The sequence below is a fragment of the Variovorax sp. Root473 genome (assembly GCF_001426505.1).
GTDB lineage: Bacteria > Pseudomonadota > Gammaproteobacteria > Burkholderiales > Burkholderiaceae_C > Variovorax.
On the sequence record NZ_LMEV01000015.1, the window covers coordinates 230,193 to 252,682 of the forward strand.

Here is a 22,490-nt window from a genome sequence, read left to right on the forward strand (position 1 = left end):
CGAGGTGCCCACAAAAGGAGACAGGCATGACATTGAAATCGCTCGCTCTGACCGCCGCCCTGGTGGCCACCACCCTGGGCACGGCGCTGGCACCTTCGCTCGCGCAAGCCCAGGCCAAGGAACAGTTCTTCCCGCTGCTGGTGTACCGCACCGGCCCCTACGCGCCCAACGGCACGCCCTGGGCCAACGGCAAGCAGGACTACATCAAGCTGGTCAACGCGACCGGCGGCATCAACGGCGTGAAGATCGCCTATGAAGAGTGCGAGACCGGCTACGCCACCGACAAAGGCGTGGAGTGCTACGAACGCCTGAAGGGCCGTCCGGGCGTGGCCCTGTTCGATCCGCAGGCCACCGGCATCACCTTCGCGCTGACCGACAAGGTGCCCACCGACAAGATCCCGCTCATCACGCTGGGCTACGGCCTCTCGGCCTCGCAGGACGGCGGCGTGTTCAAGTGGAACTTCCCGCTCATGGGCTCCTACTGGACCGCGGCCGACATCCTGATCCAGCACATCGGCAAAAAAGAAGGCGGCATGGACAAGCTCAAGGGCAAGAAGATCGCCCTCGTGTACCACGACTCGCCGTTCGGCAAGGAACCGATCCCGCTGCTGCAGGAGCGCGCCAAGCAGAACGGTTTCGAACTCTCGCTGATCCCGGTGACCGCGCCCGGCGTGGAACAGAAGTCGGCCTGGCTGCAGGTGCGCCAGTCGCGTCCCGACTTCGTGCTGCTGTGGGGCTGGGGCGTGATGAACTCCACCGCCCTGAAGGAAGCCGTGGCCACGGGCTACCCGCGCGAGAAGATGTACGGCGTGTGGTGGGCCGGCGCCGAACCCGACGTGAAGGACGTCGGCGCCAACGCCAAGGGCTACAACGCGCTCGCGCTGAACACCTCGGGCACGCAGCCCAAGGTGATCCAGGACATCCTCAAGCAGGTGCACGACAAGGGCCAGGGCACGGGCCCGAAGGACGAAGTGGGCTCGGTGCTCTACACGCGCGGCGTGATCATCCAGATGCTGACCATCGAGGCCGTCAAGCGTGCGCAAGAGCGCTTCGGCAAGGGCAAGGTCATGACCGGCGAGCAGGTGCGCTGGGGCATGGAGAACCTCGCGCTCGACCAGAAGAAGCTCGACGCACTGGGCTTCTCGGGCGTGATGCGTCCGGTGAGCACCTCGTGCCAGGACCACATGGGCTCCAGCTGGGCCCGCGTGCACACGTGGGACGGCGCGAAGTGGGGCGGCATGTCCGACTGGTACGAGGCCGACAGCCAGATCATCAAGCCGATGGTGAAGGCTGCTGCCGACAAGTACGCCGGCGAAAAGAAGATCACCCGCCGCGAAGCCGCGGATTGCCAGTCCTGATGCACTGACCAGAAAAGGAAGTGCCGTGGCGGCTCGCGAGAGCCGCCATTCGCAAGGACGGCGATGTGCCGTTCTTGCGAATGCTTCGGACCACACCATGAGCGAACCCAAGATCCTTCTCAACGTCAACGGCATCGAGGTCATCTACAACCACGTGATCCTCGTGCTCAAGGGCGTGTCGCTGACCGTGCCCGAAAGCGGCATCGTGGCGCTGCTCGGCGGCAACGGCGCCGGCAAGACGACCACGCTGCGCGCCGTGAGCAACCTGCTCGCGGGCGAACGCGGCGCCGTGACCAAGGGCACCATCGAGCTGCGTGGCGAGCGCATCGAGGCGCTGTCGCCGGCCGAGCTGGTCAAGCGCGGGCTGATCCAGGTGATGGAAGGCCGCCACTGCTTCGCCCACCTGACCATCGAAGAGAACCTGATGACCGGCGCCTACACGCGCACCGACGGCAAGCCCGCGGTGCAGGAGACGCTGGAGAAGGTCTACGCGTACTTCCCGCGCCTGAAGACACGCCGCACCTCGCAGGCGGCCTATACCTCGGGCGGCGAGCAGCAGATGTGCGCGATCGGCCGCGCGCTGATGGCCAACCCGACGATGGTGCTGCTCGACGAGCCCTCGATGGGCCTGGCGCCGCAGATCGTGGAAGAGGTGTTCGAGATCGTGAAGGACCTGAACACCAAGGAAAAAGTGACCTTCCTCCTGGCCGAGCAGAACACCAACATGGCGCTGCGCTACGCCGACTACGGCTACATCCTGGAGAACGGCCGCATCGTGATGGACGGCGAGGCCCAGAGCCTGCGCGAGAACGAGGATGTGAAGGAGTTCTACCTCGGCGTGGGCGGCGCGGACCGCAAGAGCTTCCGTGATGTAAAGAGCTACAAGCGCCGCAAACGCTGGCTTGCTTGACGCTCCCCCAGTCTTCGCGCACTGCGTGTCGCTTCGCCAACCCCCTCGCCGGGGGCAATACCAGCGGCCCGGCAAAGCCGGTTCCGCGGTATTCCCGAAAGAGTCAGTTGAGCGCCTTGAACAGAACAGAAAGATGAAGGGTACGGACATGACCGACCACTACGACAAGCTCGAGATCCGCGACCCCGCCGAACGCGAACGTGACCTGCTGGCCGCGCTGCCCCGGCAGATCGCCCAGGCACAGACTGCAACGTCCGCCTTCACGAAGATCCTCGACGGCGTGAAGCCCGGCGACGTCATTTCGCGCGAGGCACTCGCGAAGCTGCCCGTCACGCGCAAGTCGGAACTGCTCGAGCTGCAGAAGGCACGCCGCGCCGACGACCCCTTCGGCGGCTTTGCGTCGATCGTGCGCGGGCCGCGCATGCCGCGCATCTTCGCGAGCCCCGGCACCATCTACGAACCCGAGGGCGAGGCGCGCGACTACTGGCGCACCGCGCGGGCCCTGCATGCGGCGGGCTTTCGCAGCGGCGAGCTGATCCACAACAGCTTCAGCTATCACATGACGCCGGCCGGCTCCATCATGGAAAGCGGCGCGCACGCCCTGGGCTGCACCATCTTCGCGGGCGGCACGGGCCAGACCGAGCAGCAGCTCGAAGCCATCGTCGACCTCAAGCCCGACGGCTATGCGGGCACGCCGAGCTTCCTGAAGATCCTGCTGGAGAAGGCCGAAGAAAAGGGTCAGAAGCTGCCCTGGTTCACCAAGGCGCTCGTCTCTGGCGAGGCCTTTCCGCCCAGCTTGCACGACTGGATTGCCGCGCACGGTGTGCAGGGCATCCAGTGCTACGCCACCGCCGACCTGGGCCTCATCGCGTATGAAACCAGCGCACGCCAGGGCCTGGTGATCGACGAGGGCGTGCTGGTCGAGATCGTGCGCCCCGGCACCGGCGATCCGGTGCCCGACGGCGAGGTAGGCGAGATCGTCGTCACCACCTTCAACCCCGACTATCCGCTGGTGCGCTTCGGCACCGGCGACCTCTCGGCCGTGCTCGCGGGCACCTGCCCCACGGGCCGCACCAACCAGCGCATCAAGGGCTGGCTCGGCCGCGCCGACCAGACCACCAAGGTGCGCGGCATGTTCGTGCACCCGTCGCAGGTCGCCGAGGTCGTGCGGCGCTTTCCCGAGATCGTGCGTGCGCGGCTGGTGGTGTCGGGCGAGATGGGCGACGACCAGATGACCTTCAGGCTCGAATGCGCAGGTGCCCCGGCCGGGCTCGACACGCGCATTGCCGACGCGGTGCGCGAAGTGACCAAGCTGCGCGGCACCATCGAGCTGGTGGCGCCGGGCACCCTGCCGAACGACGGCAAGGTGATCGAGGACGCGCGCAGCTACAAGTAGGGGCGCCGCGTGGGTCGGTGGCAAGGGGCTTTCGCATGGCCCTCTTTCTTGCACACGGCCCTGGGATTCGCAACGCTGAAGACGGATCCGCCCCTCGCTCCCCCCACCCGCTACTTCTTGCAGCTGGCCGGCAGCGCGGCGTCCTTCAACCCGTCCCCCGCGCTGCAGTGCCATGCGATGCCCGCGTCGGTCGACGACGGCTCCATGCGCAGCGTGCCCTTCGGCGTGGCCACCTCCACCACCATGCTGTCCGGGTCGAGCGTGAGCGCCGCACCATTCGGCAGGTTGCCCGGCAGGCCGACGGCGGCCAGGGTGTCGGGGATCTCTGCCTTTTCTTCGTAGTGGCGCGTGAGCGCGTCGCGCACCGGTGCGCCCTGGGTCCAGGCTTGCGCGACGGCGGCGCGGGCTTGGTACTCCTGGTAGGCAGGGATGGCTGCAGCCGCCATGACGCCGATGACCGCCACCACGATCAGCACCCCCGCCGCGCCGCCGCCGGCCCGGCCCGCGTAGGGCACGAAGAGCGCGAGCAGGTACGCCACCGGGTTGCGCTCGGGCAGCTTGGCACCCGGGTCGATGGCGCGTGCGACGCGCTTGGTGAGCCAGGGATAGCCGGCGATGAGCTCATGGAACGAACCCCAGAAGCCGCGATTGGCCACCGACTGGGCGGCGTAGCGCTGCAGGTTCACGTTGCGCCACTGCTGCGCACCGGCGGCCAGCGCCACCAGCGCGCGCGGCGCGGAGTCGACCTCGCGGCAGCAGGCGGCGCCGTGCAGGTCGCAGGTGTATTCCTTGGCGCGCGCATAGGCCGCGCCCAGGAGTGGCAGCCAGAGCACGGGCGCGCGCCAGATGTGGCCCGTGAGGTGGCCGCGGCGGATGTGGCCCAGCTCGTGGCCCATGTAGAAGTGGATGCCGTCGGGCTGCGCCTCCATGGCGTCGACCACGTCGGACAGCAGCACCACGAAATTGCGGCCGAAGAAGCGCGTGGCAAAAGCATTGAAGATGCCGTTGCCGTGCAGCAGGTAGGCCTCGGGCGGCTGTTCGATGCCCAGGCGGGTGCAGCAGTCGACAAAGCGCGCGTGCAGCTCGGGCAGTTGCTGGGGCGACAGCTTCACGCCCGTGCCCTTGATCCAGGCGATGACCGCCGATTGCGCGAACACGTAGCCGATGAAGCCCAGCAGCACGTACAGCAGCGCGATGCCCAGCGTGCCGACGACGATCAGCGCCCAGGCCAGCAGGCCCAGCACGAGCGTGAGTTTGCCGAGCCAGCGCTCGCGCGGATAGACCCAGGGATCCATTGATTTCTTCTCCTCGATGCCGCCCGTCGGGCTGGCCTGTTTGTGGTTGTGGTCGCCCCGGCGCAGGTGCGCGGGACGCCCGCGATCATGCCCCAGCATGGGGCGGATTCGGTGACAGTCCTAAGGGCTATTCGGTATGGGTCAGCCCCTGGTCAGCCGATAAGATCGCGACCCTTTCCATTTAAAAACTCCGTCGGAGACATCATGAAGAAACTGTTCGCCCTCGCGGCGATTGCCGCGGCCGCCGTCGGCGCACACGCCCAGGATTTCCCCGCAGGCAAGCCCGTGACGCTGGTGGTGCCCTTCTCGGCCGGCGGCCCGACCGACCGCGTGGCCCGCGACCTGGCCGAGTCGCTGCAGAAGACGCTGGGCACCACGATCATCGTGGACAACACCGCCGGCGCCGGCAGCTCGATCGGCACCGCCAAGGTGGCCCGCGCCAACCCCGACGGCTACACGCTGCTGCTGAACCACATCGGCATGTCGACGATGCCGGCGCTGTACCGCAAGCTGCCGTTCAGCGTCGAGAACGACTTCGAATACCTCGGCATGGTCAATGAAGTGCCAATGACGCTCATTGGCAAGCCCGGCCTGCCCGCCAACAACTACAAGGAACTGACGACCTGGATCGCTGCCAATAAGGGCAAGATCAACCTGGGCAACGCCGGCCTGGGCGCCGCCTCGCACCTGTGCGGCCTGCTGTTCCAGAGCGCGCTGAAGGTCGAGATGACGCCCGTGCCGTACAAGGGCACCGCGCCGGCCATCGCCGACCTGCTGGGCGGCCAGATTGACCTGCTGTGCGACCAGACCACCAACACCACGTCGCAGATCGAGGCCAAGAAGGTCAAGGCCTACGCCGTGACCACCAGCAAGCGCCTGACCACGCCCGCGCTCAAAGACCTGCCCACGCTGGACGAGTCGGGCCTGAAGGGTTTTGAAGTGTCGATCTGGCACGGCGTGTACGCCCCCAAGGGCACGCCCGCACCGGTGCTGAAGAAGATCAACGAAGCCATCCGCGCGGCCATGAAGGACCCGGCGTTCATCAAGCGCGAAGAAGGCCTGGGCGCCGTGATCACCACCGACAAGCGCGTCGAGCCGGCCGAGCACAAGAAGTTCGTCGCCGCCGAAATCGCCAAGTGGGGCCCGATCATCAAGGCGGCTGGCGTGTACGCCGACTGATCCTTTCGGTCTCCCAAGAAGAAAGCCGCCGGCCCTTTCGGGTCGGCGGCTTTTTTCATCCGGTGTGACAGCAGGAAAAAGAATCAGGGCATCGAGACGGTCCACACCTCGAAGTTCTTGCGCACATCGACCTGGCGGGCGGTGCGTGCCGTGAAGATGAAGGAGCTGACCGACGAGCCCTGCGCGTACTGGTAGGCGTTGTTGCCGACGCTCGTGCAGTGGTTGTCGCTCTGCGAGTTCACGGGCTGGCAGTAGATGACGGCCTTGCGCGCCGAGGTGCGCACGGTGATCGAATCGGTGAAGCGATTGTTGTTGGGACCGCGGCCGGCCACCAGGAAGGTGGTCGGGGCGTAGGCGCCGCTGGGCACCGACCAGCCGTCCTGGTTGCCCTCGGCGCTGAAGTCGATGTTGTTGGCGCCGGGGTCGGACGGCACCGGCGCGCCGAACACGATGCCGCGCGGAACGCCGTCGATCTCCTGCATCAGCTCGGCGCGCAGGGCCGGCGTCATGTCCATGGTCGGCAACTGCATGGCTTCGGCGAGGGTCGGCGCGCGCGAGAAGGTGCGTGCGTACTGCACCGGGTTGGTCCCGCCGGCTGCCAGGAAGAACTCGAGCTTCCAGACTGCCTGGTCGGGAATGGCGCCCAGCTGTGCGTCGTCGAACTGCGGCGATGCGAAGAGATTGCCGGGTTCGATGCTGCTCGGATTGCCGCCTTGCGCCGGGTCCACGTAGCGTGCGGCCATGCGCCACAGCGAGGAGTTCAGCGCGCCGTTGGGGGTGCCGTCGGTGGTGAGCACCAGGGTCGTCAGCCCGGCCCGGGGCACCAGCACCAGCTCGCGGCCGGGCAGCGCGGACGAGGTGGCCACCACCTTCGTGAAGATCGAGTCGCCGTTGCCGTCGAGCACGTTGTCCACCGCGACGTTGTAGCCGGCGGCGTGGTACATCAGGTTCGCGTGCTTGAGGAAGTCCTTCAGCTCCTGCTGCGGACGCACGGCGGCGCGGTAGGCGTTGCTGTTGCCGGTGAGCTTGAGCGCGCCATTCACGATCTTCGCGTTGAACACGTCGTTGTCGGTGTTGCCCACGCTGTCGGTCCAGCGGTAGGTCAGCGCGATGTCGCCGCCCGGGTGGAAATATTCGAAGTTGCCGCGGTCGTGCTTCAGATTCGTGGGGCCGAAACGGAACAGGCTTTCGAAAGGCCGGCGCGGGCCGCTCGACGCACGGCCGATGTGCAGGCCGGCCGTCACGAAGCTGGCCGGGTCGTCGCCCACGAACAGCGTGCGGCACGCCGGGGCGACCACGTTGGCGGCCTCGCCGAAGGCGTTGCCGTCAGCGCCGATGGTGCTGTCCACGCGCTCGTTCAGCGGCAGCGCGTAGCAGGCGTTGAGGCGATCGAGCAGGTCTTTCACCATCGCCGGCGTGGGCGGCGGAACGAGGGTCGCGACATTGACCGCGGGCAGCGGCGCGATGGTGCTCTCACCGGTGCGGAAGACGATCGACACCGGCGCGCTCTCCTCGCTCGCGGGCTGCGCCTTGACGGTGATTTCGACGTTGGCCGCGACGCCGTCGGGGCGCACCGAGACATTGACGGTGTCGAGCACGCGGTCCTGCCCGGTGCCGTTGGCCTGGAACTCGCCGCTCATCGGGTCAATGCTGAGGTTGAGCGCGTCCAGCAGCGGCTTGAGCGCGGCCACGAGCTGGGCGGCCTTGTCGCTGATCGCGCTGGCGGTGACGGCACCGGCGTCGGCCTGGACGGCGGCGGCCAGCTTCGAGGGGTCGCCGTTGGGCGCCAGCTGCGCCACCACGACGGTGGTCAGCGGCGTCACGTTGGTGGTGCCGGTGGCGGCGCTGGCGGTGGTGCTGTAGAGCGTGAGGTCGTCGCGCACGGCCTGGATCACCAGCGGTGCCTTGGTGCCGGCGGGCAGCACGCAGCTGTAGCTGCCTTCGGCCGGCACGGTCACTTCGCAGACCTTGGCGCCGGTCTGGTCGAACACAGTGAGCGCGGCGCCGGCAAAGGCCGCGCCTGTGGCCACGGTGCCGCTCAACGTGCCGGGCGACTCGGCGGCGGGCGGGGTGCCGCCGTTGCCGGTGCCGACGGGGAAGGCAAAGCCTGCGCCGCCTCCGCCACCGCCGCCGCCGCAGGCGCCGAGGATCAACAGGGTGGCAAGGGACAAGGCGTGGGGGATTCTGGAGGTGGGATGAGGCATCGTGGGTCTCTCGAAAAGGGAAAGGGCCTGGGCAGCAACCGAGGGCGCTGCAAACCATAGCTTTCACCCTCAGAAATCAAATGATGCAAATGCACCATTCTTGAAACCATTCGACCAGGCTTGGCGTGCGTCCCCCGAACATGGGATGGGCAGGGCGCGCAGCGGCTGGAAGACTTCGCGCATGACGTCCCCGGCCGGCGCTCCGCGCGATTTCAGCGAACTCCTGCTGCGGCTGTACCGCCTCTCGCACGAACTGCCCATCGAGGCCTTCCAGGACGCGGCACTCGACCTCGTCAAGCCCGTGCTGCCCTTCGACTCGTCGATGTGGGGCACCGCCACCCGCACCGACCGTGGCATCGACATCCACACGATCCACCTGCACAACCAGCCGCTCGAGATGGTCACGGCCTACGAGCAGGTCAAGCATATGGACACGGCCGCCGCCGAGGTGGCCAAGCAGCCGCACGCCACGCTCGCCTTCAACGCCCAGGCGTGGTTCTGCCGCGACGACCAGGCCGAACTGCGCGCCTACGGCCGTCGCTTCGAACAGGCCAACTTCTTCATCACCTCGGATTCCAACCCGCAGACGAGCTTCGTCCACTGGCTCAGCCTGTTCCGCGCCGATCCTGACGCCTACGGCACGGAGCAGGAGCGGCAGCTGCTCGACAGCCTCGCGCCGCACGTGATGCAGGCGCTGGCGCTGAACCGCGTGATGCACCTGGACCGCCTTGAGGCGGGCAGTGCGTCGCCCGGCGGCTCGGCCATCGGCGACCTGCGCGGCGTGCTGTACCACGCCGACCGGCTGTTCGAGGCCACGCTGAAGGCCGAGTGGCCGTCGTGGCACGGCCGCGCGCTGCCCGATGCGCTGCTGCAGCACTTCTTGCAGGGCCACGCGCGCTTCAACGGGCGCGAGATCGTGGTCACGCACCGTGTCGAGCAGCACCTGCTGTTCCTCAAGTGCCGCCATCGCTGCCGCGCCGACAGCCTCACGCCGCGCGAGCACACCATCGCCGAGCTGCTGGCGCGCGGCGACACCCACAAGGAAGTGGCCGTCATCCTGAACCGCTCGCCGGCCACGGTGCGCAACCACATCCAGTCGATCTACGACAAGCTGCAGGTGGGCAACGTGGCGGGGCTGATCCACGAACTGCGGCTGGCGGGCTGACGAGCGCCCTGCCCCAAAAGAAAAGGCGCCGTCGGCGCCTTTTCTGTTTGAGTCCGCGATACTTTTACTTCGGCCGGATCGCGTCCGCCGTGCCCTGGATGAAGGCCTTGATGCTCTCGATGTCGTCGCCCGAGAGCTTGCCCGTGAAGTCGGGCATGCCGCGCGACATGGCCGGGCCCTTGAGCACGAACTTGTCGAGGTTCTCGATGTAGGCGGGGTCGAGGTAGCCCAGGTTCGGGATGTTGCCGCCGCGGTCCACGCCCGGCACGCCGTGGCAGAACACGCAGTTGCTCACGTACAGCATGGTGCCGGCCTGGACCTTGGCGGGGTCGTACTTCACGCCCTGCACCAGCTTGGCCATGCGGTACTCCACGAAGTCGGGCATCTTGGCCGTGCCGCCGACCGCGAAGGTGTAGACCGTGCCCGGCCCCTGCCGCTCGGTGGCGCGCTGCGCCAGGCCGTACACGCCGCCCCAGCCCACCGCGACCGACACGTACTGCTTGCCGTCCACCATGTAGGTCGCGGGCGCCGCGACCACGCCAGTGCCGGTGGGCGTTTCCCAGAGCTTCTCGCCGGTCTTGGCGTGGTAGGCCACGAGGCGGCCGTCGGCCGTGCCCTGGAACACGAGGTTGCCGGCGGTGGTCAGCGTGCCGCCGTTCCACGGCGAGGCGTAGTCCACGCCCCAGGCTTCCTTCTGCTTGACCGGGTCCCAGGCCACGAGACGGCCGAAGGGCTTGCTCGTGGGCGGCTCGGCGTTGGCGAATTTGCCCAGGTTCCACCCCAGCGCCGCGTGCGGGCGGCCGGGCGCGTTCTCGTCGAACTTCCAGGCCTTGTCGTCCATCAGGTTGATCGGCACGTGCTGGGCGGGCAGGTAAGCCAGGCCGGTCTGCGGGTTGTAGGACATCGGGTGCCAGTTGTGCGCGCCGAACGGGCCCGGGATGCTGTCGCCCGGCTTCTCGTTCTGCCGCGCGGCGGCGACCTCGATGGGCCGGCCGTTCTTGTCGTAGCCCGTGGCCCAGTTGACCTCGACGAAGTTCTTCGCGGAGATGAACTTGCCGTTGGTGCGGTCGATGACGAAGAAGAAGCCGTTCTTCGGCGCGTGCAGCAGCACCTTGCGTGCCTTGCCGTCGAGCTTCACGTCGGCCAGGATCATCGACTGGGTCGAGGTGTAGTCCCAGTTGTCGCCGGGCGTCTCCTGGTAGTGCCACTTGTACTTGCCGGTGTCGGGGTCGAGCGCGACCACCGAGCCCAGGTAGAGGTTGTCGCCGCCCTTGGGGCTGCGCGCCTTGGCTGCCCAGGGCGAGCCGTTGCCGGTGCCCACGTACATCAGGTTGAGCTCGGGGTCGAAGGCGAAGCTGTCCCACGCGGTGCCGCCGCCGCCGGCTTCCCAGTACTTGCCGCTGGGGTCCCAGGTCTTGGCGGCGCGCGCCATCGACTCGTCCTCGAAGGGCTTGCTCGGATCGCCGGGCACCACGAACCAGCGCCACTTCTGGTCGCCGGTCTTCGCATCGTAGGCGGTGACGTAGCCGCGCACGCCGTACTCGGCGCCGCCGTTGCCGATGATGACCTTGCCCTTGAACACGCGCGGCGCGCCGGTGATGGTGTAGCTGCCCTTCTGGCCGTCGATGGTGTTCTTCTCCCAGACCTTCTGGCCGGTGGCGGCGTCGAGCGCGATCAGGCGGCCGTCGTAGGCGGCCACGTAGACGCGGCCGTCGTACAGCGCCACGCCGCGGTTGACCACGTCGCAGCAGCCCCTGAAGCCCTTGGTCCGGTCGACCTGCGGATCGAAGGTCCAGATCTTCTGGCCCGTGCGCGTGTCGATCGCATGCACGATGCTCCACGAGGCCGTGACGTACATGATGCCGTCGACCACCAGCGGCGTGGCTTCCACGCCGCGTGTCGATTCGAGGTTGTACGACCAGACCAGCCCGAGCTGCTTCACGTTGCCGGTGTTCACCTGGTCGAGCCGGCTGAAGCGCGTCTCGGCGTTGTCCAACCCGTAGCTGGGCCAGTCGGGCGTCTTCTTCGCCGCGTTGGCGCGCACGAAGTTGCTGTCGACGCGCTTGGCAGCCGCGCCGGCGCGGTCCTGTGGGGAGGCTGCCGTCTGGGCGAGCGCCGGGGCCGCAAGGCCCAGGCACAGCAAGGCGCCCGCGAGCAGGCGCCGCCCGGAAAGAGGCTGTGTGGTCGTCTTCATCGTGGTCTGTCTCCTTCGTCGTTCTGCCCCAAGGATCGTTCGCGCGGCCCCGGCCTTCACCCCCGGGATTTCCCCAATCAAGCCTTGTTCCATTGCGGAACACATTCGAGACAGTCTTGATTCCAGAAGAGGTGGCGAACCCATGGCGCTCGACAGGCTCGGCACGGCGGATGCGCCGCGCCAACTCTTTGCCAGCACGCCTGCGCAGCGCGTGGCGCTGGCGCGGCAGCAGTTCTTCGAAGAAGGCGTGCGCCCCTCGGGGCTGGTCGGCGAGGCGGTGCTCCAGTCGTGGATGCGCTGCAGCCGCACCCACACCGACCGGCAGCGCGTGGTGGCGTTCGACGCGGTCACGCCCAGCCGGCTGCACACCACGCTCGCGCGCAACCGCGAGCTGCTGGATGTGGCGCGGCACGAACTCGCGCAGATGGAGCACGTGCTCGCGGGCACCGACTGCCGCGTGATCCTCACCGACCGCGACGGCGTGGTGGTGCACGTCACGAGCGAGCCCGCCGGCACGCACCAGCCCGTGCTGCGCCAGACCGCGCGCCTGGGCGTGAACATCTCCGAGCACGTCGTTGGCACCACGGCGCCGGGCATCGTGGCCAGCACCGGGCAGGCCTGCACCGTGGACGGCGCCGAGCACTACTACGACGTGCTGCGCCACATGCAGTGCGCCGCTGCGCCGATCCGCGACGTGAGCGGCCGGCTCGCCGGCGTGCTCGACCTCACGGTGGAAGCGCGGCGCTTCGGCTTCGATGCGGCCTCGATGGTCGCGCTGCACGCCACCATCATCGAGAACCGGCTGCTGCAGGCGCAGTCGCGCGACCACCTGATCCTGCGCTTCCAGGCCAGCCCCACGCTGCTGGGCACGCCGCTCGAAGCGCTCGCGGGCATCGCGCCCGACGGCACCATCGCGTGGCTCAACAACGCCGGCGCGCGGCTGCTGGGACGTCTGCCGGAAGCACCTGACGACCGCGACGTGGAGTGCCTGCTGGGCCACGACCTCGCGAGCCTGCTGCGGCTCGGCCGGCGCGAAGCCGCGCAGCCGCTGCGGCTGGCGAGCGGGCTCGGCGTGTGGATGCAGGCACAGCTCAAGGGCGCGGACGGCGCGGATTTCCGGCACGCGGTGGCCATGCCGGGCACGGCGAGCGCGCAGATCGATGCGCCAGCGGCGATCGAGGTGCATGCGGAGCAGGCCCCGCAACGTCCCGCCCCCAGCGGCACCGGGCCGACACCGCCCGCCGAAACGCTGCGCGAGCACAGCCGCAAGCTCATCGAAGACACGCTCGCCGCGCACGGCGGCAACGTGTCGCAGGCAGCGCGGCAGCTCAATGTGTCGCGCGGCACGCTGTACCGGCGGCTGCGCCGGTGGGGGCACGGGAGCGACGAATCGGACGCCGCTTCAGCGGCTTAGCTCAATCGCCCTCGCGGCCCGAAGGCTGCGCCACCGACTCCGCTGCGAGCAGGACGCAGATCGCGCGCACCTGCTGCTGGATGACCTTCGCCACTTCGGCGCGCCGCGCCGGCCCCATGCGGCTGGAGATCGCCGCCACGCTCACCGCCGCGATCGGGTTGTCGGGCGGAAAGGCCACGCCGATGGCCGCGGCGCCCGGCGTGGCCGCGCTGTCCAGGAACGAGTAGCCCTGCGCGCGCGTCTGCGCGATGGCGTCGCGCAGGAAGCCCGGCTCGAAGGCGGCGCCGAACTTGGCATAGCGCGCTTCGTTGGCCGCCACGATCAGCTCGGCTTCCGCCTCCGGGAGCGCGCTCAGGATGGCAAGGCCGCCGGCGCCTACACCCATGGGCCGGCGAATGCCCACGTCCAGCGTCAGCGCCTTGATCGGATACGCGCCCAGCGCCCGGCTGGTGCAGATCGATTCGGGGCCGCGCCGCTCGCTCAGGTAGACCGTGTCGTGCGTCAGCTCGGCAATGGTGCGCAGCGCGGGCTCGCACAGCTCGCTCAACTGGTAGCGCGGCTCGGCCAGCATGCCCAGCTCATGCAGCAGCGGTCCCAGGTGGTACTTGCGGGTGAGCAGGTCGCGCACCAGCAGCCCTTCGACCTCCAGCCGCTGGAGCATGCGAAAGCAGGTGGACATGGGCAGGCCGCTGAGGCTCACGACATCGGCAATGCGCATGCCGCGCCGCCCGCGCGAGGCCACCACGCGCAGCATGCCCACCACGCGCTCGATGCTCTGCGTGCCCGAGCGCGCACCACTCGCGGGCGGTAGCGGGGGGGCGGACGAAGCGGTCTTCGGGGCGACTCGGCGTTTAGTTTCCACGATGCGGCAGTAATTGGGGTTGCTCCCAAAACGGGAAGCAATTCTCTCCAATGTAATCGGAGTCATCAAATCCCTGACTGCCATATCGTGGAAGCTGAAAGCCAAACCAGATGCCCCAGACGATGACTGAAAAGATCCTGGCCCGCGCCGCCGGAAGGCCGCGCGTGGTGCCGGGAGAAGAGATCACGGCGCGCCCCGACTTCGTGATCGCCTACGACTTTCCCGGCTACACCGACGTGTTCTTCAAGGAGACGCGCGAGGACTTCGGGATCGAGAAGGTGGCCAGCCCCGAACGCTTCGTGCTGTTCATCGACCACATGGTGCCGGCCACCGCGCCGAAGGAAGAAGAGCTGCACAAGATCACCCGCGCGTGGGGCAAGGAGCAAGGCGTGCCGGTGCATGAGCGCGAGGGCATCGGCCACCAGGTCGCAGCCGAGCTGGGCTATGCCACGCCAGGCGCCTTCGCCGTGCACTTCGACGGCCATGTGAGCCAGCTGGGCGCCTTCGGCACCTTCGCCTTCGGCGCGCGCAAGGGCGTGCTCGAATCCTTCGTCACCGAGACGCTCACGATGACCGTGCCGGCCACGGTGAAGGTCGAACTGACGGGCACGCTGCAGCCCGGCGTGATGGCGCGCGACGTGTTCCACCACATGGTCCGCGTGATGGGGCCGGCCTCATGCCGCTTCAAGGTGGTGGAGTTGTGCGGACCGGTGATCGACGCCATGAGCATCGAAGGCCGCCAGACCATTTGCGGCCAGGCCATGTTCCTGGGCGCGACCACCATGCTCATCGCGCCCGATGCCAGGACGCTGGCCTATGTGCAGGGGCGCTCGAAAGTCGCGCTGGAGCCGGTGTACCCCGATGCCGATGCCGTCTACGACCAGGTGCTGACGATCGACGTCTCGGCGCTGGAACCCATCGTCGTGATTCCGCCGAGCCCCGCCAACACGCGCGACTTGAAAGACTTCACCGGCGTGCAGGTGCACACCGGCTACCTCGGCTCATGCGCCAGCGGCCGGCTCGAGGACCTGCGCATCGCCGCCGACGTGCTGCGCGGCCGCCGTATCCAGCCGGGTTTCCAGCTGCACGTGGTGCCGACATCGAAGGCGATCATGGCGGCTGCCGCGCGCGAGGGGCTGATCGAGGTGCTGGTCGAAGCCGGCGCCTTCATCAGTTCGCCCAGCTGCGACTACTGCTTCGGGCGCATCGCCACGATGACCGACGGCCAGCGCGCCGTGTCCACCGGCACGCTCAACACACCGGGGCGCATGGGCAGCGTGGATTCGGAGATCTACATCTGCAACGCGGCCGTGGTCGCGGCCTCCGCGCTCGAAGGCCGCATCGCCGACCCGCGCCCCTACCTGGCAGAGGCCGCCAGAGCCGCAGCGGGAGCGCTCCCATGAGCCTCATGAATCTGCACGGCCGCGCCGCCTGGGTCTTCGAGGAAGACGACTACGACATCGACCTCATCGTCGGCGTGCGCAACATCAAGATCACCGACGTGAAGGAGCTGGCCGCACTGGCCATGGCCGACTACACACCGGGCTTCGCGGCCAGCGTGAAGCCGGGCGACCTGCTGGTCGGCGGCCACAACTTCGGCTACGGCCACCCTCACTACCCGGCCATGCGCGCCATGCGGCACCTGGGCATCACCGCGGTGATCGCCGAGTCGTTCTCTCCGGGCTTTTTCCGCGGCGAAACGAGCATGGGCTTTCCGCTCATCAGCTGCCCGGGCATCCGCGCGGCCACGCAGCGCGGCGATGAGCTCACGGTCGACTGGCGCACGAACGAAGTGAAAAACCTGCGCTCGGGCCAGACCCTGGCGCTGCAGCCCTTCTCGGATTCCGAGCGCGGCATGCTGGACGCGGGCGGACTCATTCCGTACCTGAAGCGCCGCATGGCTCCCACGGGGTGAGCGGGCTGAACGGCCGGCACCTTTTTTCCTGCAGTGAGTTCACAGCGCAGCGCCCCCCTCGGATCGCTACGCCCTTTTTTTCTGGAGACACACGATGACTTCATCCCGCCAGGCGCTGCGCCAGCGCATCACCCACGGCCCGACCCTCTGGTTCGGCGGCGCGCAGGACGCGCTGTCGGCCCTGCTGGTCGACCAGTCGGATTTCGACGGCATCTTCAGCACGGGCTTCGGCATCTCGGCCGCACTGCTGGGCCAGCCCGACATGGAGCTGTACACGCTCAGCGAGAACGTCGCCACCGTGAACCGCATGGCCAACGTCGTGCGCAAGCCGATCTTCGTGGACGCGGACACGGGCTACGGCAGCGTGCTCAACGTGGGGCGCGCCGTGCGCGAGTTCGAGAAGGCCGGTGCCGCGGCACTGCAGCTCGAAGACCAGCTCAGTCCCAAGCGCTGCCCGGCCGCCGCGGCGCCCTCCACGCTGGTGTCCATCGCCGACGCGGTCGCGCGCATCCGGGCCGCCCTCGATGCGCGCACCGACCCCGACCTGCTGATCGTCGCGCGCACCGACGCCCAGGACCCCGGCGAGGCCATGGAGCGCGCCGCCCGCTACGCCGAGGCAGGCGCCGACCTCATCCAGCCCATCTCGCGCACCTTCAGCAGCTACGAGCAATTGGTGCAGCTGCGTGAAGCCTGCGGCCGCCGGCTGTCGCTGATGCTGATGGCCGGCACCTGGATGACGGCACTGAGCCGCGAGCAGATCGAAAGCGTGGCGGCGTTCGCCAGCTATCCGATTGCCGGCCTGCTGACCACCGTGCACACGGTACAGGCCAACCTGCGCGAACTGTCGCGCCGCCGCTCGGGCGATTTCGCCGACCTGCCCTTCGCGCAGACGTCGATGACGGACTTCAAGGAGCTCATCGGCTGGCACACGCTCGAAGCGCGGCAGGCCCATTACGAAATCGGCGACGCCCGCTGAGTCCGGTTCCTTCGTTCACCTCTCAAGAAAAAATCAGGAGCACACGTGCGCACTTTCACTCTCATCGGCCGTGTCGTCACGGCAGGATCTCTGGCCCTGGGCCTTGGCACGGTCGCCATGGCGCAAGGCAGCGGCGCCTATCCGACCAAGCCGATCCGCCTGGTCGTCCCCTACCCGCCGGGCGGCGCCACCGACGTGGCCGCGCGCATGCTGAGCCCGCGCCTGCAGGAAGAGCTGGGCCAGACCGTCGTGGTCGAGAACCGCCCCGGTGCCGGTGGCAACATCGCCATGATCAACGTGGCGCAAAGCGCCCCCGACGGCTACACGCTGGCGGTCACGCTCACGGGCATGCTGTCGATCAACCCCGTCATCTACAAGAAGGCCGGCTTCCAGGCGTCGGACTTCGTGCCCGTGGCGCGCGTGTCGCTGGCGCCGCTGCTGCTGGTGGTGCCCGAGAAGTCGCCGTACAAGAACGTGCAGGAGCTGCTGGCCGCCGGCAAGAAGGCCGGCAAGGGTGGCCTACCCTACGGATCGGCCGGCGCGGGCGGGCTGTCGCACCTGGCGTCGGAAGCGTTTAATGCCAACGCCGACAGCAACTTCACGCACGTGCCCTACAAGGGCGGCGCGCCGCTGGTGCAGGCGCTGATGGCCAACGAGGTGACCTGGGGCCTGCTGGGCACCGGCGATGTGCGCGGCTTCATCCAGTCGGGCAAGCTCAGGGCCATCGGGCAGTTGCGCAACGGCCGTTCCGAGCTGTGGCCCGAGGTGCCGACCCTGACCGAGCAGGGCGTGCCCGGCGGCGTGGACTTCGACGTCTGGTTCGGCGTCGTGGCACCCGCGAAAACGCCCGCCCCGGTGGTCAAGCTGCTGGGCGAGAAGATCGCCAGGATCACCGCCGAGCCCGCGTTCCGCAAGCGGCTCAACGACCTGGGCGGCGTGGCGCCGGCGACCGGCAACACGCCCGAAGCCTTTGCCGATGTGCTCAAGCGCGAGTTGGCCATCCTGCCGAAGGCGGCGCAGGAAGCGGGCTTGCAACTCGACTGAGCCCGGACCCGCCCCACGCTCAGGCAGCGGTGGCCAGGCCCTGCGCGGCGCGCGCGCGGCGCGTGCGGGCGTCGGGCTGCAGCGGCCTTAAGTATTCGTGCAGCGCCAGCGCCGCGGCGCCCACCGCGGGCGCGAGCGCTTCGTAGCGCGCGGTGCACAGATCGGGCGCGGGCATGCCGGCGCGCTCTGCATAGGCCTTCACGGCTTCGAACGCGGTCTGCACGAACGCCGGATGCTCCGCGCAGACCTTGCCCCCGAGCACGATCGCGCGCGGGTTGAAAGTGACCCACAAGTTCTGCAGCAGCACGCCGAAGAACGCGGCGGCGCGCGCCATGTCGGTGCCTTCGCGCGTCAGCACGCGCGAGCCGAAGAAGGCCTCGGCACAGCCGCGCCGGCCACACGAGCACAGCGGTCCGTCGAGCTGCAGGATGGTGTGGCCGATCTCGCCGGCCATGCCTTGCGCGCCCGTGAAGAGGCGGTCGTTCAGCACCACGCCAGCGCCCACGCCGACGTCGCTGCTGACGAAGATCAGCGGGTCTTCGCCCTCGCCTGCGGCGAACTCGTACTCGCCGAGCGCCGCCGCATCGGCGTCGTTCTGCAGCTGCACGGTGACGCCGGGCAGGCCCGCCGCAGCCAGGGCTTTTTCGAGCGCGGGCAGCAGGTTCACGTTGCGCCAGCCGAGGTTGGGCGCGAAGCGGACCACGCCTGTGCAGTCGTCCACCGTCCCCGGCACGCACACGCCGATGCTCGACAGGCGCAGGCCGCGCCGGTCGAGGTGCGCGTGCGCGGCCGCCGCCATGCGCGCGAGCTGCGCGCACACGCGCGCGGGCGTGCCGTCGTCCAGCGGCTGGGCGTCCGCATGCAGCACCTCGCCCTGCAGCGAGACGCACACGAGGCGCAAGGTTTCGACGGCGATCTCCACGCCCATTAGCGCGCGCACGCCGACGTTGATCTGCAGCGGCGTGGATGGCCGGCCGAGCCCGTCGGCCACGGCCGCACCCGACTCGCTGAGCCAGCCTTCGTCGAGCAGTTCGCGCACCAGCAAACTCACGGTCGACTTGGTGAGCCCGCTTTCGCTCGCGAGCCGCGCGCGCGACAGGCCCGGCTGCGCGCGCAGCAACCGCAGCAGCACGCTGCGGTTCAGCCGCTTCAACAGCTGCTGGTCGCCGATGGTCTTCATGTCATGCCGCTGCAGTGGCTGCTGTTGCGGCGTGGTGCGCTTGTTCCCGCCCCTCGGGCCGCTTGCCGGCAATGATCATCCCGAGCACCTCGTCCTCGGTGACATCGGCCGTGCGATAAGTGCCCACGAGCTTGCCGTTCTTCATCACCGCGAGCCGGTCGCTCAGCGAGAACACATCGGGCATGTCGTGCGTGATGAGGAAGATGCCGACGCCGTCGTCCTTCAGCTGCCGGACGAGGCGACCGACCATCGCCGTTTCTTCGGGGCCGAGCGCGGCGCAGGGCTCGTCCATGATGAGGATGCGCGCGTTGAAGTACAGCGCCCGCGAGATCGCCACCACCTGCCGCTGTCCACCCGACAGGCGCCGCACCGGGATGCGGATGTTGGTGAAGTTCTTGTTCAGGCGCTGGAACACCTTGCGCGCCTGCACTTCCATGAAGTGGTCGTCCAGCGTGTTCCACGCCGTCATCTTCTCGCGGCCGAGAAAGAGGTTGGCCACCGAATCGAGGTTGTCGGCCAGCGCGAGCGTCTGGTAGATGGTCTCGATGCCCTGGGCCTGCGCCTCGGCAGGCGTGCGGATGTGGACCTTCTCGCCCGCGATGAGCGTGTCGCCCGAATCGATCGGGTAGGCGCCCGCGAGCATCTTCATCAGCGTCGACTTGCCTGCGCCGTTGTGGCCCAGCAGCGCGACCACTTCGCCGGGATAGAGGTTGATGCTCACGCCGTCCACGGCCTTCACGCCGCCGAAGGCCTTGCGGATCTCGCGCAGCTCGACGAGCGGTTTGGTCTTGTCGATGTCGGCCATGTCAGTTCTCCCCGAACTTGCGGCGGTACAGCACGTCGAAGACGACGGCCACGATCAGCACCTGGCCGATGATCACCATCCGCTTGCCGATCGGCACGTCGAGCAGCAGCATGCCGCTGTCGAGCGATTGCATGATGAGCGCGCCCAGCACCGAGCCGAAGATCGAGCCGGTGCCGCCCGCGAGCGCCGTGCCGCCGATGACGGCCGCCGCGATCACGTACAGCTCCATGCCCGTGCCCAGCGAGTTGGTGCCCGCGTTGAGCCGCGCGATCGACACGATGGCGGCGATGGTGACGAGCACCGCGAGCAGCGCGAACAGCATGAGCGTGACGCGCTTGACCGGAATGCCCACCAGCGCCGCCGCGTCGGGGTTGCCGCCCATCGCGAACACGTAGCGCCCGAAGCGCGTGCGGTGCACGATGAACGACAGCACGATCGCCACCGCGGCCCAGATCAGCACCGGAATCGGAATGCCCTGCGGCTCGCTCTTGGAGGAGATCTGGTAGCTGTTCATCACCCAGGCGAAGCCGGCCACCACCGCCACCGGCACTGCGGTGAGCAGCACGTCGAGCCACAGCGCCTCGGTCGGCATGTCGTGGCGCTGGCGCGCGCGGCGCTTTTGCACCATGCGTCCGAACAGCACCAGCGCCACGAAGGCCGCGAGCACCCAACTGGCGGTGACGCCGATGCCGCCGTCGTAGCCGCCGCCCAGGCGCTGGAAGAACTCGTCGTTCACCGGCTGCGTCTTGCCGTCGGCCACGAGGAAGGCCGCGCCGCGGAACGACATCAGGCCGCCGAGCGTGACCACGAACGAGGGCACGCCGAGCACGGCCGTGAGCCAGCCCTGGTAGATCGACACCAGCAGCGCCACCGCGAGCCCCGCGAGGCAGGCCGTGGGCCACGACCAGCCCGAGGTGTACTGCAGGTAGGCAATGAGCACGCCGACGAAGCCCATCACCGAGCCCACCGACAGGTCGATGTGGCGCGCCACGATGACCAGCACCATCACCGTGGAGACGATGCCGACCACGGCCGTCTGCTGCGCGACGTTGTAGAGGTTCTCGGGCGACAGGAACACGCCGCCCGACATGATGCTGAACGCCACCGCCATCACGGCCAGCAGCACGCACATCAGGAGCAGGCGCAGGTCGATGCCGGTGCGGCGCCACCAGCCGGGTGTTGGATCGCTCATTCTTCAGACCCTCTCAGGACGGACTACAGGTGCGCAACCGCCCACCGGCAGGCCCTTGCGGGTCGGCCGGAAGCCATGTTGCGAAGAGATGGAGCGGCGCGTTCAGCAAGAACGCCGAGCGCGCCGGTGCGCAGCGTTGCTTACTTGCAGGCCGCCGGTGCGTTCGCACCCGAGACGCCCTTGCAGAGCTCGTCCTTCTTGATCCAGCCGGCCTTCACGACCACGTCGAGGTTGTCGCGCGTGATGGGCACGGGTGTGAGCAGGCGCGAGGAGAGCGCGACCTTCTTCGGGCCCGAGTTCCACTGTGCGGCCTTCTCGACCGGCTTGCCCTGCGACAGTGCGATGGCGGCGGAGGCGGCCTCGCGGCCGAGCTCGCGCGAGTCCTTGAAGATGGTGGCCGTCTGCGTGCCGAGCGCGATGCGGTTCAGCGCGGCAAAGTCGGCGTCCTGGCCCGACACCGGAATGCCGCGCAGGCCCTTGGCCGTGAGCGCCGCCACCGCGCCGCCCGCCGTGCCGTCGTTGGCCGCCACCACCGCGTCGACCTTGTTGCCGTTCTTGGTGAGGATCTGCTCCATGTTCTTCTGCGCGACCTCGGGCTTCCAGCCTTCGGTGTACTCATCGCCGACGATCTTGATGTCGCCCTTCTTGATCGAAGGCTCGAGCACCTCCTGCTGTCCCGCGCGGAGGAAGTCGGCGTTGGGGTCGCTCGGCGAGCCCTTGATGATCACGTAGTTGCCCTTGGGCTTGACCTTGAGCACCTCGCGCGCCTCCATGCGCCCGACCTCGACGTTGTCGAAGGTGATGTAGAACACGCCGGGCGCCTCGATGAGACGGTCGTATGCCACCACCGGCACCTTCTGCCGCGTGGCCTTGGTCACGGCGGGCAGGATCGCGTCCTTGTCCATCGCCAGCACGATGAGCGCCTTCGCGCCCTTGGACATCAGGCCCTCGATGTCGCCCAGCTGCTTCTCGGGCGAGCCACCCGCGTCGGCGCTGATGTACTTCGCGCCGAGTTTTTCGAGCTGCGCCTTGATCGCGGCCTCGTCGGTCTTCCAGCGCTCCTCCTGGAAGTTGGACCAGCTCACGCCGACCACGGTCTGCGCCATGGCGCCCACGGCCGTGAGACCGAAAGCCAAGGCGGCCAGGGTGTGTTTCGTTGTCAGTTGCATGGGTGTCTCTCCAGAACGGTGTGCCGAGCGTGTGCTGGCGTGCCGGGTAGTTAGTTTGAGTGGCGAACTAACTATCCCATTCCCGTTGCGCGATGGGCACCCGGGAATTCCCGAGCGGAAAAAAGCCCACGCACGCGGGATCCGGCGGCTATCCGCATGCAACGGAAAACCCCTGGAGACAGTTGCTGTCTCCAGGGAAGAGCGAAGGGTTAGCCCGGTACGTCGAATCCAT

The 22,490-nt window shown here is 68.3% G+C and carries 18 protein-coding genes; 10 read left to right on the plus strand and 8 right to left on the minus strand.

Annotated features, from left to right (window positions below; all coding sequences use genetic code 11):
* The first annotated feature begins 26 nt into the window (after positions 1–26).
* The 3 genes from ASD34_RS10755 to ASD34_RS10765 all read left to right on the plus strand — a co-directional run bounded on the left by ASD34_RS10755 (position 27) and on the right by ASD34_RS10765 (position 3,664).
* The gene (locus ASD34_RS10755) at positions 27–1,358 is read left to right on the plus strand and encodes an ABC transporter substrate-binding protein (RefSeq protein WP_056576875.1); all 1,332 of its coding nucleotides are present in this window, start codon (positions 27–29) and stop codon (positions 1,356–1,358) included.
* 97 nt (positions 1,359–1,455) lie between these two features.
* Entirely contained in the window at positions 1,456–2,268 is an 813-nt protein-coding gene (locus ASD34_RS10760; protein WP_056576879.1) for an ABC transporter ATP-binding protein, read from the plus strand.
* A gap of 148 nt (positions 2,269–2,416) precedes the next feature.
* The gene (locus ASD34_RS10765; protein WP_056576882.1) at positions 2,417–3,664 is read left to right on the plus strand and encodes a phenylacetate--CoA ligase family protein; all 1,248 of its coding nucleotides are present in this window, start codon (positions 2,417–2,419) and stop codon (positions 3,662–3,664) included.
* A 110-nt stretch (positions 3,665–3,774) separates the two neighbouring features.
* Here the strand turns inward: ASD34_RS10765 and ASD34_RS10770 are convergent, their stop codons facing one another.
* On the minus strand, positions 3,775–5,058 hold the full coding sequence (locus ASD34_RS10770; RefSeq protein WP_235510026.1) for a M48 family metalloprotease: 1,284 nt from the start codon (positions 5,056–5,058) through the stop codon (positions 3,775–3,777).
* 105 nt (positions 5,059–5,163) lie between these two features.
* On the opposite strand from ASD34_RS10770, the gene ASD34_RS10775 reads away from it, so the two are divergent.
* On the plus strand, positions 5,164–6,138 hold the full coding sequence (locus ASD34_RS10775; RefSeq protein WP_056576885.1) for a tripartite tricarboxylate transporter substrate-binding protein: 975 nt from the start codon (positions 5,164–5,166) through the stop codon (positions 6,136–6,138).
* Positions 6,139–6,221: 83 nt separating this feature from the next.
* Here the strand turns inward: ASD34_RS10775 and ASD34_RS10780 are convergent, their stop codons facing one another.
* The gene (locus ASD34_RS10780) at positions 6,222–8,309 is read right to left on the minus strand and encodes a carboxypeptidase regulatory-like domain-containing protein (protein WP_235510027.1); all 2,088 of its coding nucleotides are present in this window, start codon (positions 8,307–8,309) and stop codon (positions 6,222–6,224) included.
* Positions 8,310–8,523: 214 nt separating this feature from the next.
* Between ASD34_RS10780 and ASD34_RS10785 the strand changes: the two genes are divergently transcribed.
* The gene (locus tag ASD34_RS10785) at positions 8,524–9,507 is read left to right on the plus strand and encodes a helix-turn-helix transcriptional regulator (RefSeq protein ID WP_056577249.1); all 984 of its coding nucleotides are present in this window, start codon (positions 8,524–8,526) and stop codon (positions 9,505–9,507) included.
* Positions 9,508–9,571: 64 nt separating this feature from the next.
* Here the strand turns inward: ASD34_RS10785 and ASD34_RS10790 are convergent, their stop codons facing one another.
* Positions 9,572–11,701, minus strand: coding sequence for a PQQ-dependent dehydrogenase, methanol/ethanol family (locus tag ASD34_RS10790; RefSeq protein WP_056576892.1), 2,130 nt, complete (start codon positions 11,699–11,701; stop codon positions 9,572–9,574).
* Positions 11,702–11,843: 142 nt separating this feature from the next.
* On the opposite strand from ASD34_RS10790, the gene ASD34_RS10795 reads away from it, so the two are divergent.
* Positions 11,844–13,115: a helix-turn-helix domain-containing protein gene (locus tag ASD34_RS10795; protein ID WP_056576895.1), complete on the plus strand. Its 1,272-nt coding sequence runs from the start codon at positions 11,844–11,846 to the stop codon at positions 13,113–13,115.
* Between the two features lies 1 nt (position 13,116).
* On the opposite strand, the gene ASD34_RS10800 is transcribed toward ASD34_RS10795, so the two are convergent.
* A complete protein-coding gene (locus ASD34_RS10800) occupies positions 13,117–13,977 on the minus strand; it encodes an IclR family transcriptional regulator (protein WP_056576899.1) in 861 nt (286 codons plus the stop codon).
* A 122-nt stretch (positions 13,978–14,099) separates the two neighbouring features.
* On the opposite strand from ASD34_RS10800, the gene ASD34_RS10805 reads away from it, so the two are divergent.
* The 4 genes from ASD34_RS10805 (at position 14,100) to ASD34_RS10820 (ending at position 17,912) form a co-directional block, all read left to right on the plus strand.
* A complete protein-coding gene (locus tag ASD34_RS10805) occupies positions 14,100–15,380 on the plus strand; it encodes a 3-isopropylmalate dehydratase large subunit (RefSeq protein WP_235510028.1) in 1,281 nt (426 codons plus the stop codon).
* Complete coding sequence (locus ASD34_RS10810) at positions 15,377–15,892, plus strand: 3-isopropylmalate dehydratase (RefSeq protein ID WP_056576905.1); 516 nt, start codon at positions 15,377–15,379, stop codon at positions 15,890–15,892. The genes ASD34_RS10805 and ASD34_RS10810 overlap by 4 nt, the downstream gene beginning before the upstream one ends.
* 94 nt (positions 15,893–15,986) lie before the next feature.
* On the plus strand, positions 15,987–16,868 hold the full coding sequence (locus ASD34_RS10815; RefSeq protein ID WP_056576908.1) for an isocitrate lyase/PEP mutase family protein: 882 nt from the start codon (positions 15,987–15,989) through the stop codon (positions 16,866–16,868).
* 45 nt (positions 16,869–16,913) lie between these two features.
* Positions 16,914–17,912, plus strand: coding sequence for a Bug family tripartite tricarboxylate transporter substrate binding protein (locus ASD34_RS10820; protein ID WP_157609676.1), 999 nt, complete (start codon positions 16,914–16,916; stop codon positions 17,910–17,912).
* A 19-nt stretch (positions 17,913–17,931) separates the two neighbouring features.
* Here the strand turns inward: ASD34_RS10820 and ASD34_RS10825 are convergent, their stop codons facing one another.
* The 4 genes from ASD34_RS10825 to xylF all read right to left on the minus strand — a co-directional run bounded on the left by ASD34_RS10825 (position 17,932) and on the right by xylF (position 22,252).
* Positions 17,932–19,092, minus strand: a complete 1,161-nt coding sequence (locus tag ASD34_RS10825; RefSeq protein WP_056576914.1) for an ROK family transcriptional regulator — start codon at positions 19,090–19,092, stop codon at positions 17,932–17,934.
* 1 nt (position 19,093) lies between these two features.
* A complete protein-coding gene (locus ASD34_RS10830; protein ID WP_056576917.1) occupies positions 19,094–19,897 on the minus strand; it encodes an ATP-binding cassette domain-containing protein in 804 nt (267 codons plus the stop codon).
* A 1-nt stretch (position 19,898) separates the two neighbouring features.
* Positions 19,899–21,089: a sugar ABC transporter permease gene (locus tag ASD34_RS10835; protein ID WP_056576920.1), complete on the minus strand. Its 1,191-nt coding sequence runs from the start codon at positions 21,087–21,089 to the stop codon at positions 19,899–19,901.
* 140 nt (positions 21,090–21,229) lie between these two features.
* Positions 21,230–22,252 (minus strand): D-xylose ABC transporter substrate-binding protein, encoded by a 1,023-nt coding sequence (gene xylF / locus ASD34_RS10840; protein WP_414929871.1) that lies wholly within the window; start codon positions 22,250–22,252, stop codon positions 21,230–21,232.
* Positions 22,253–22,490 lie beyond the last annotated feature (238 nt).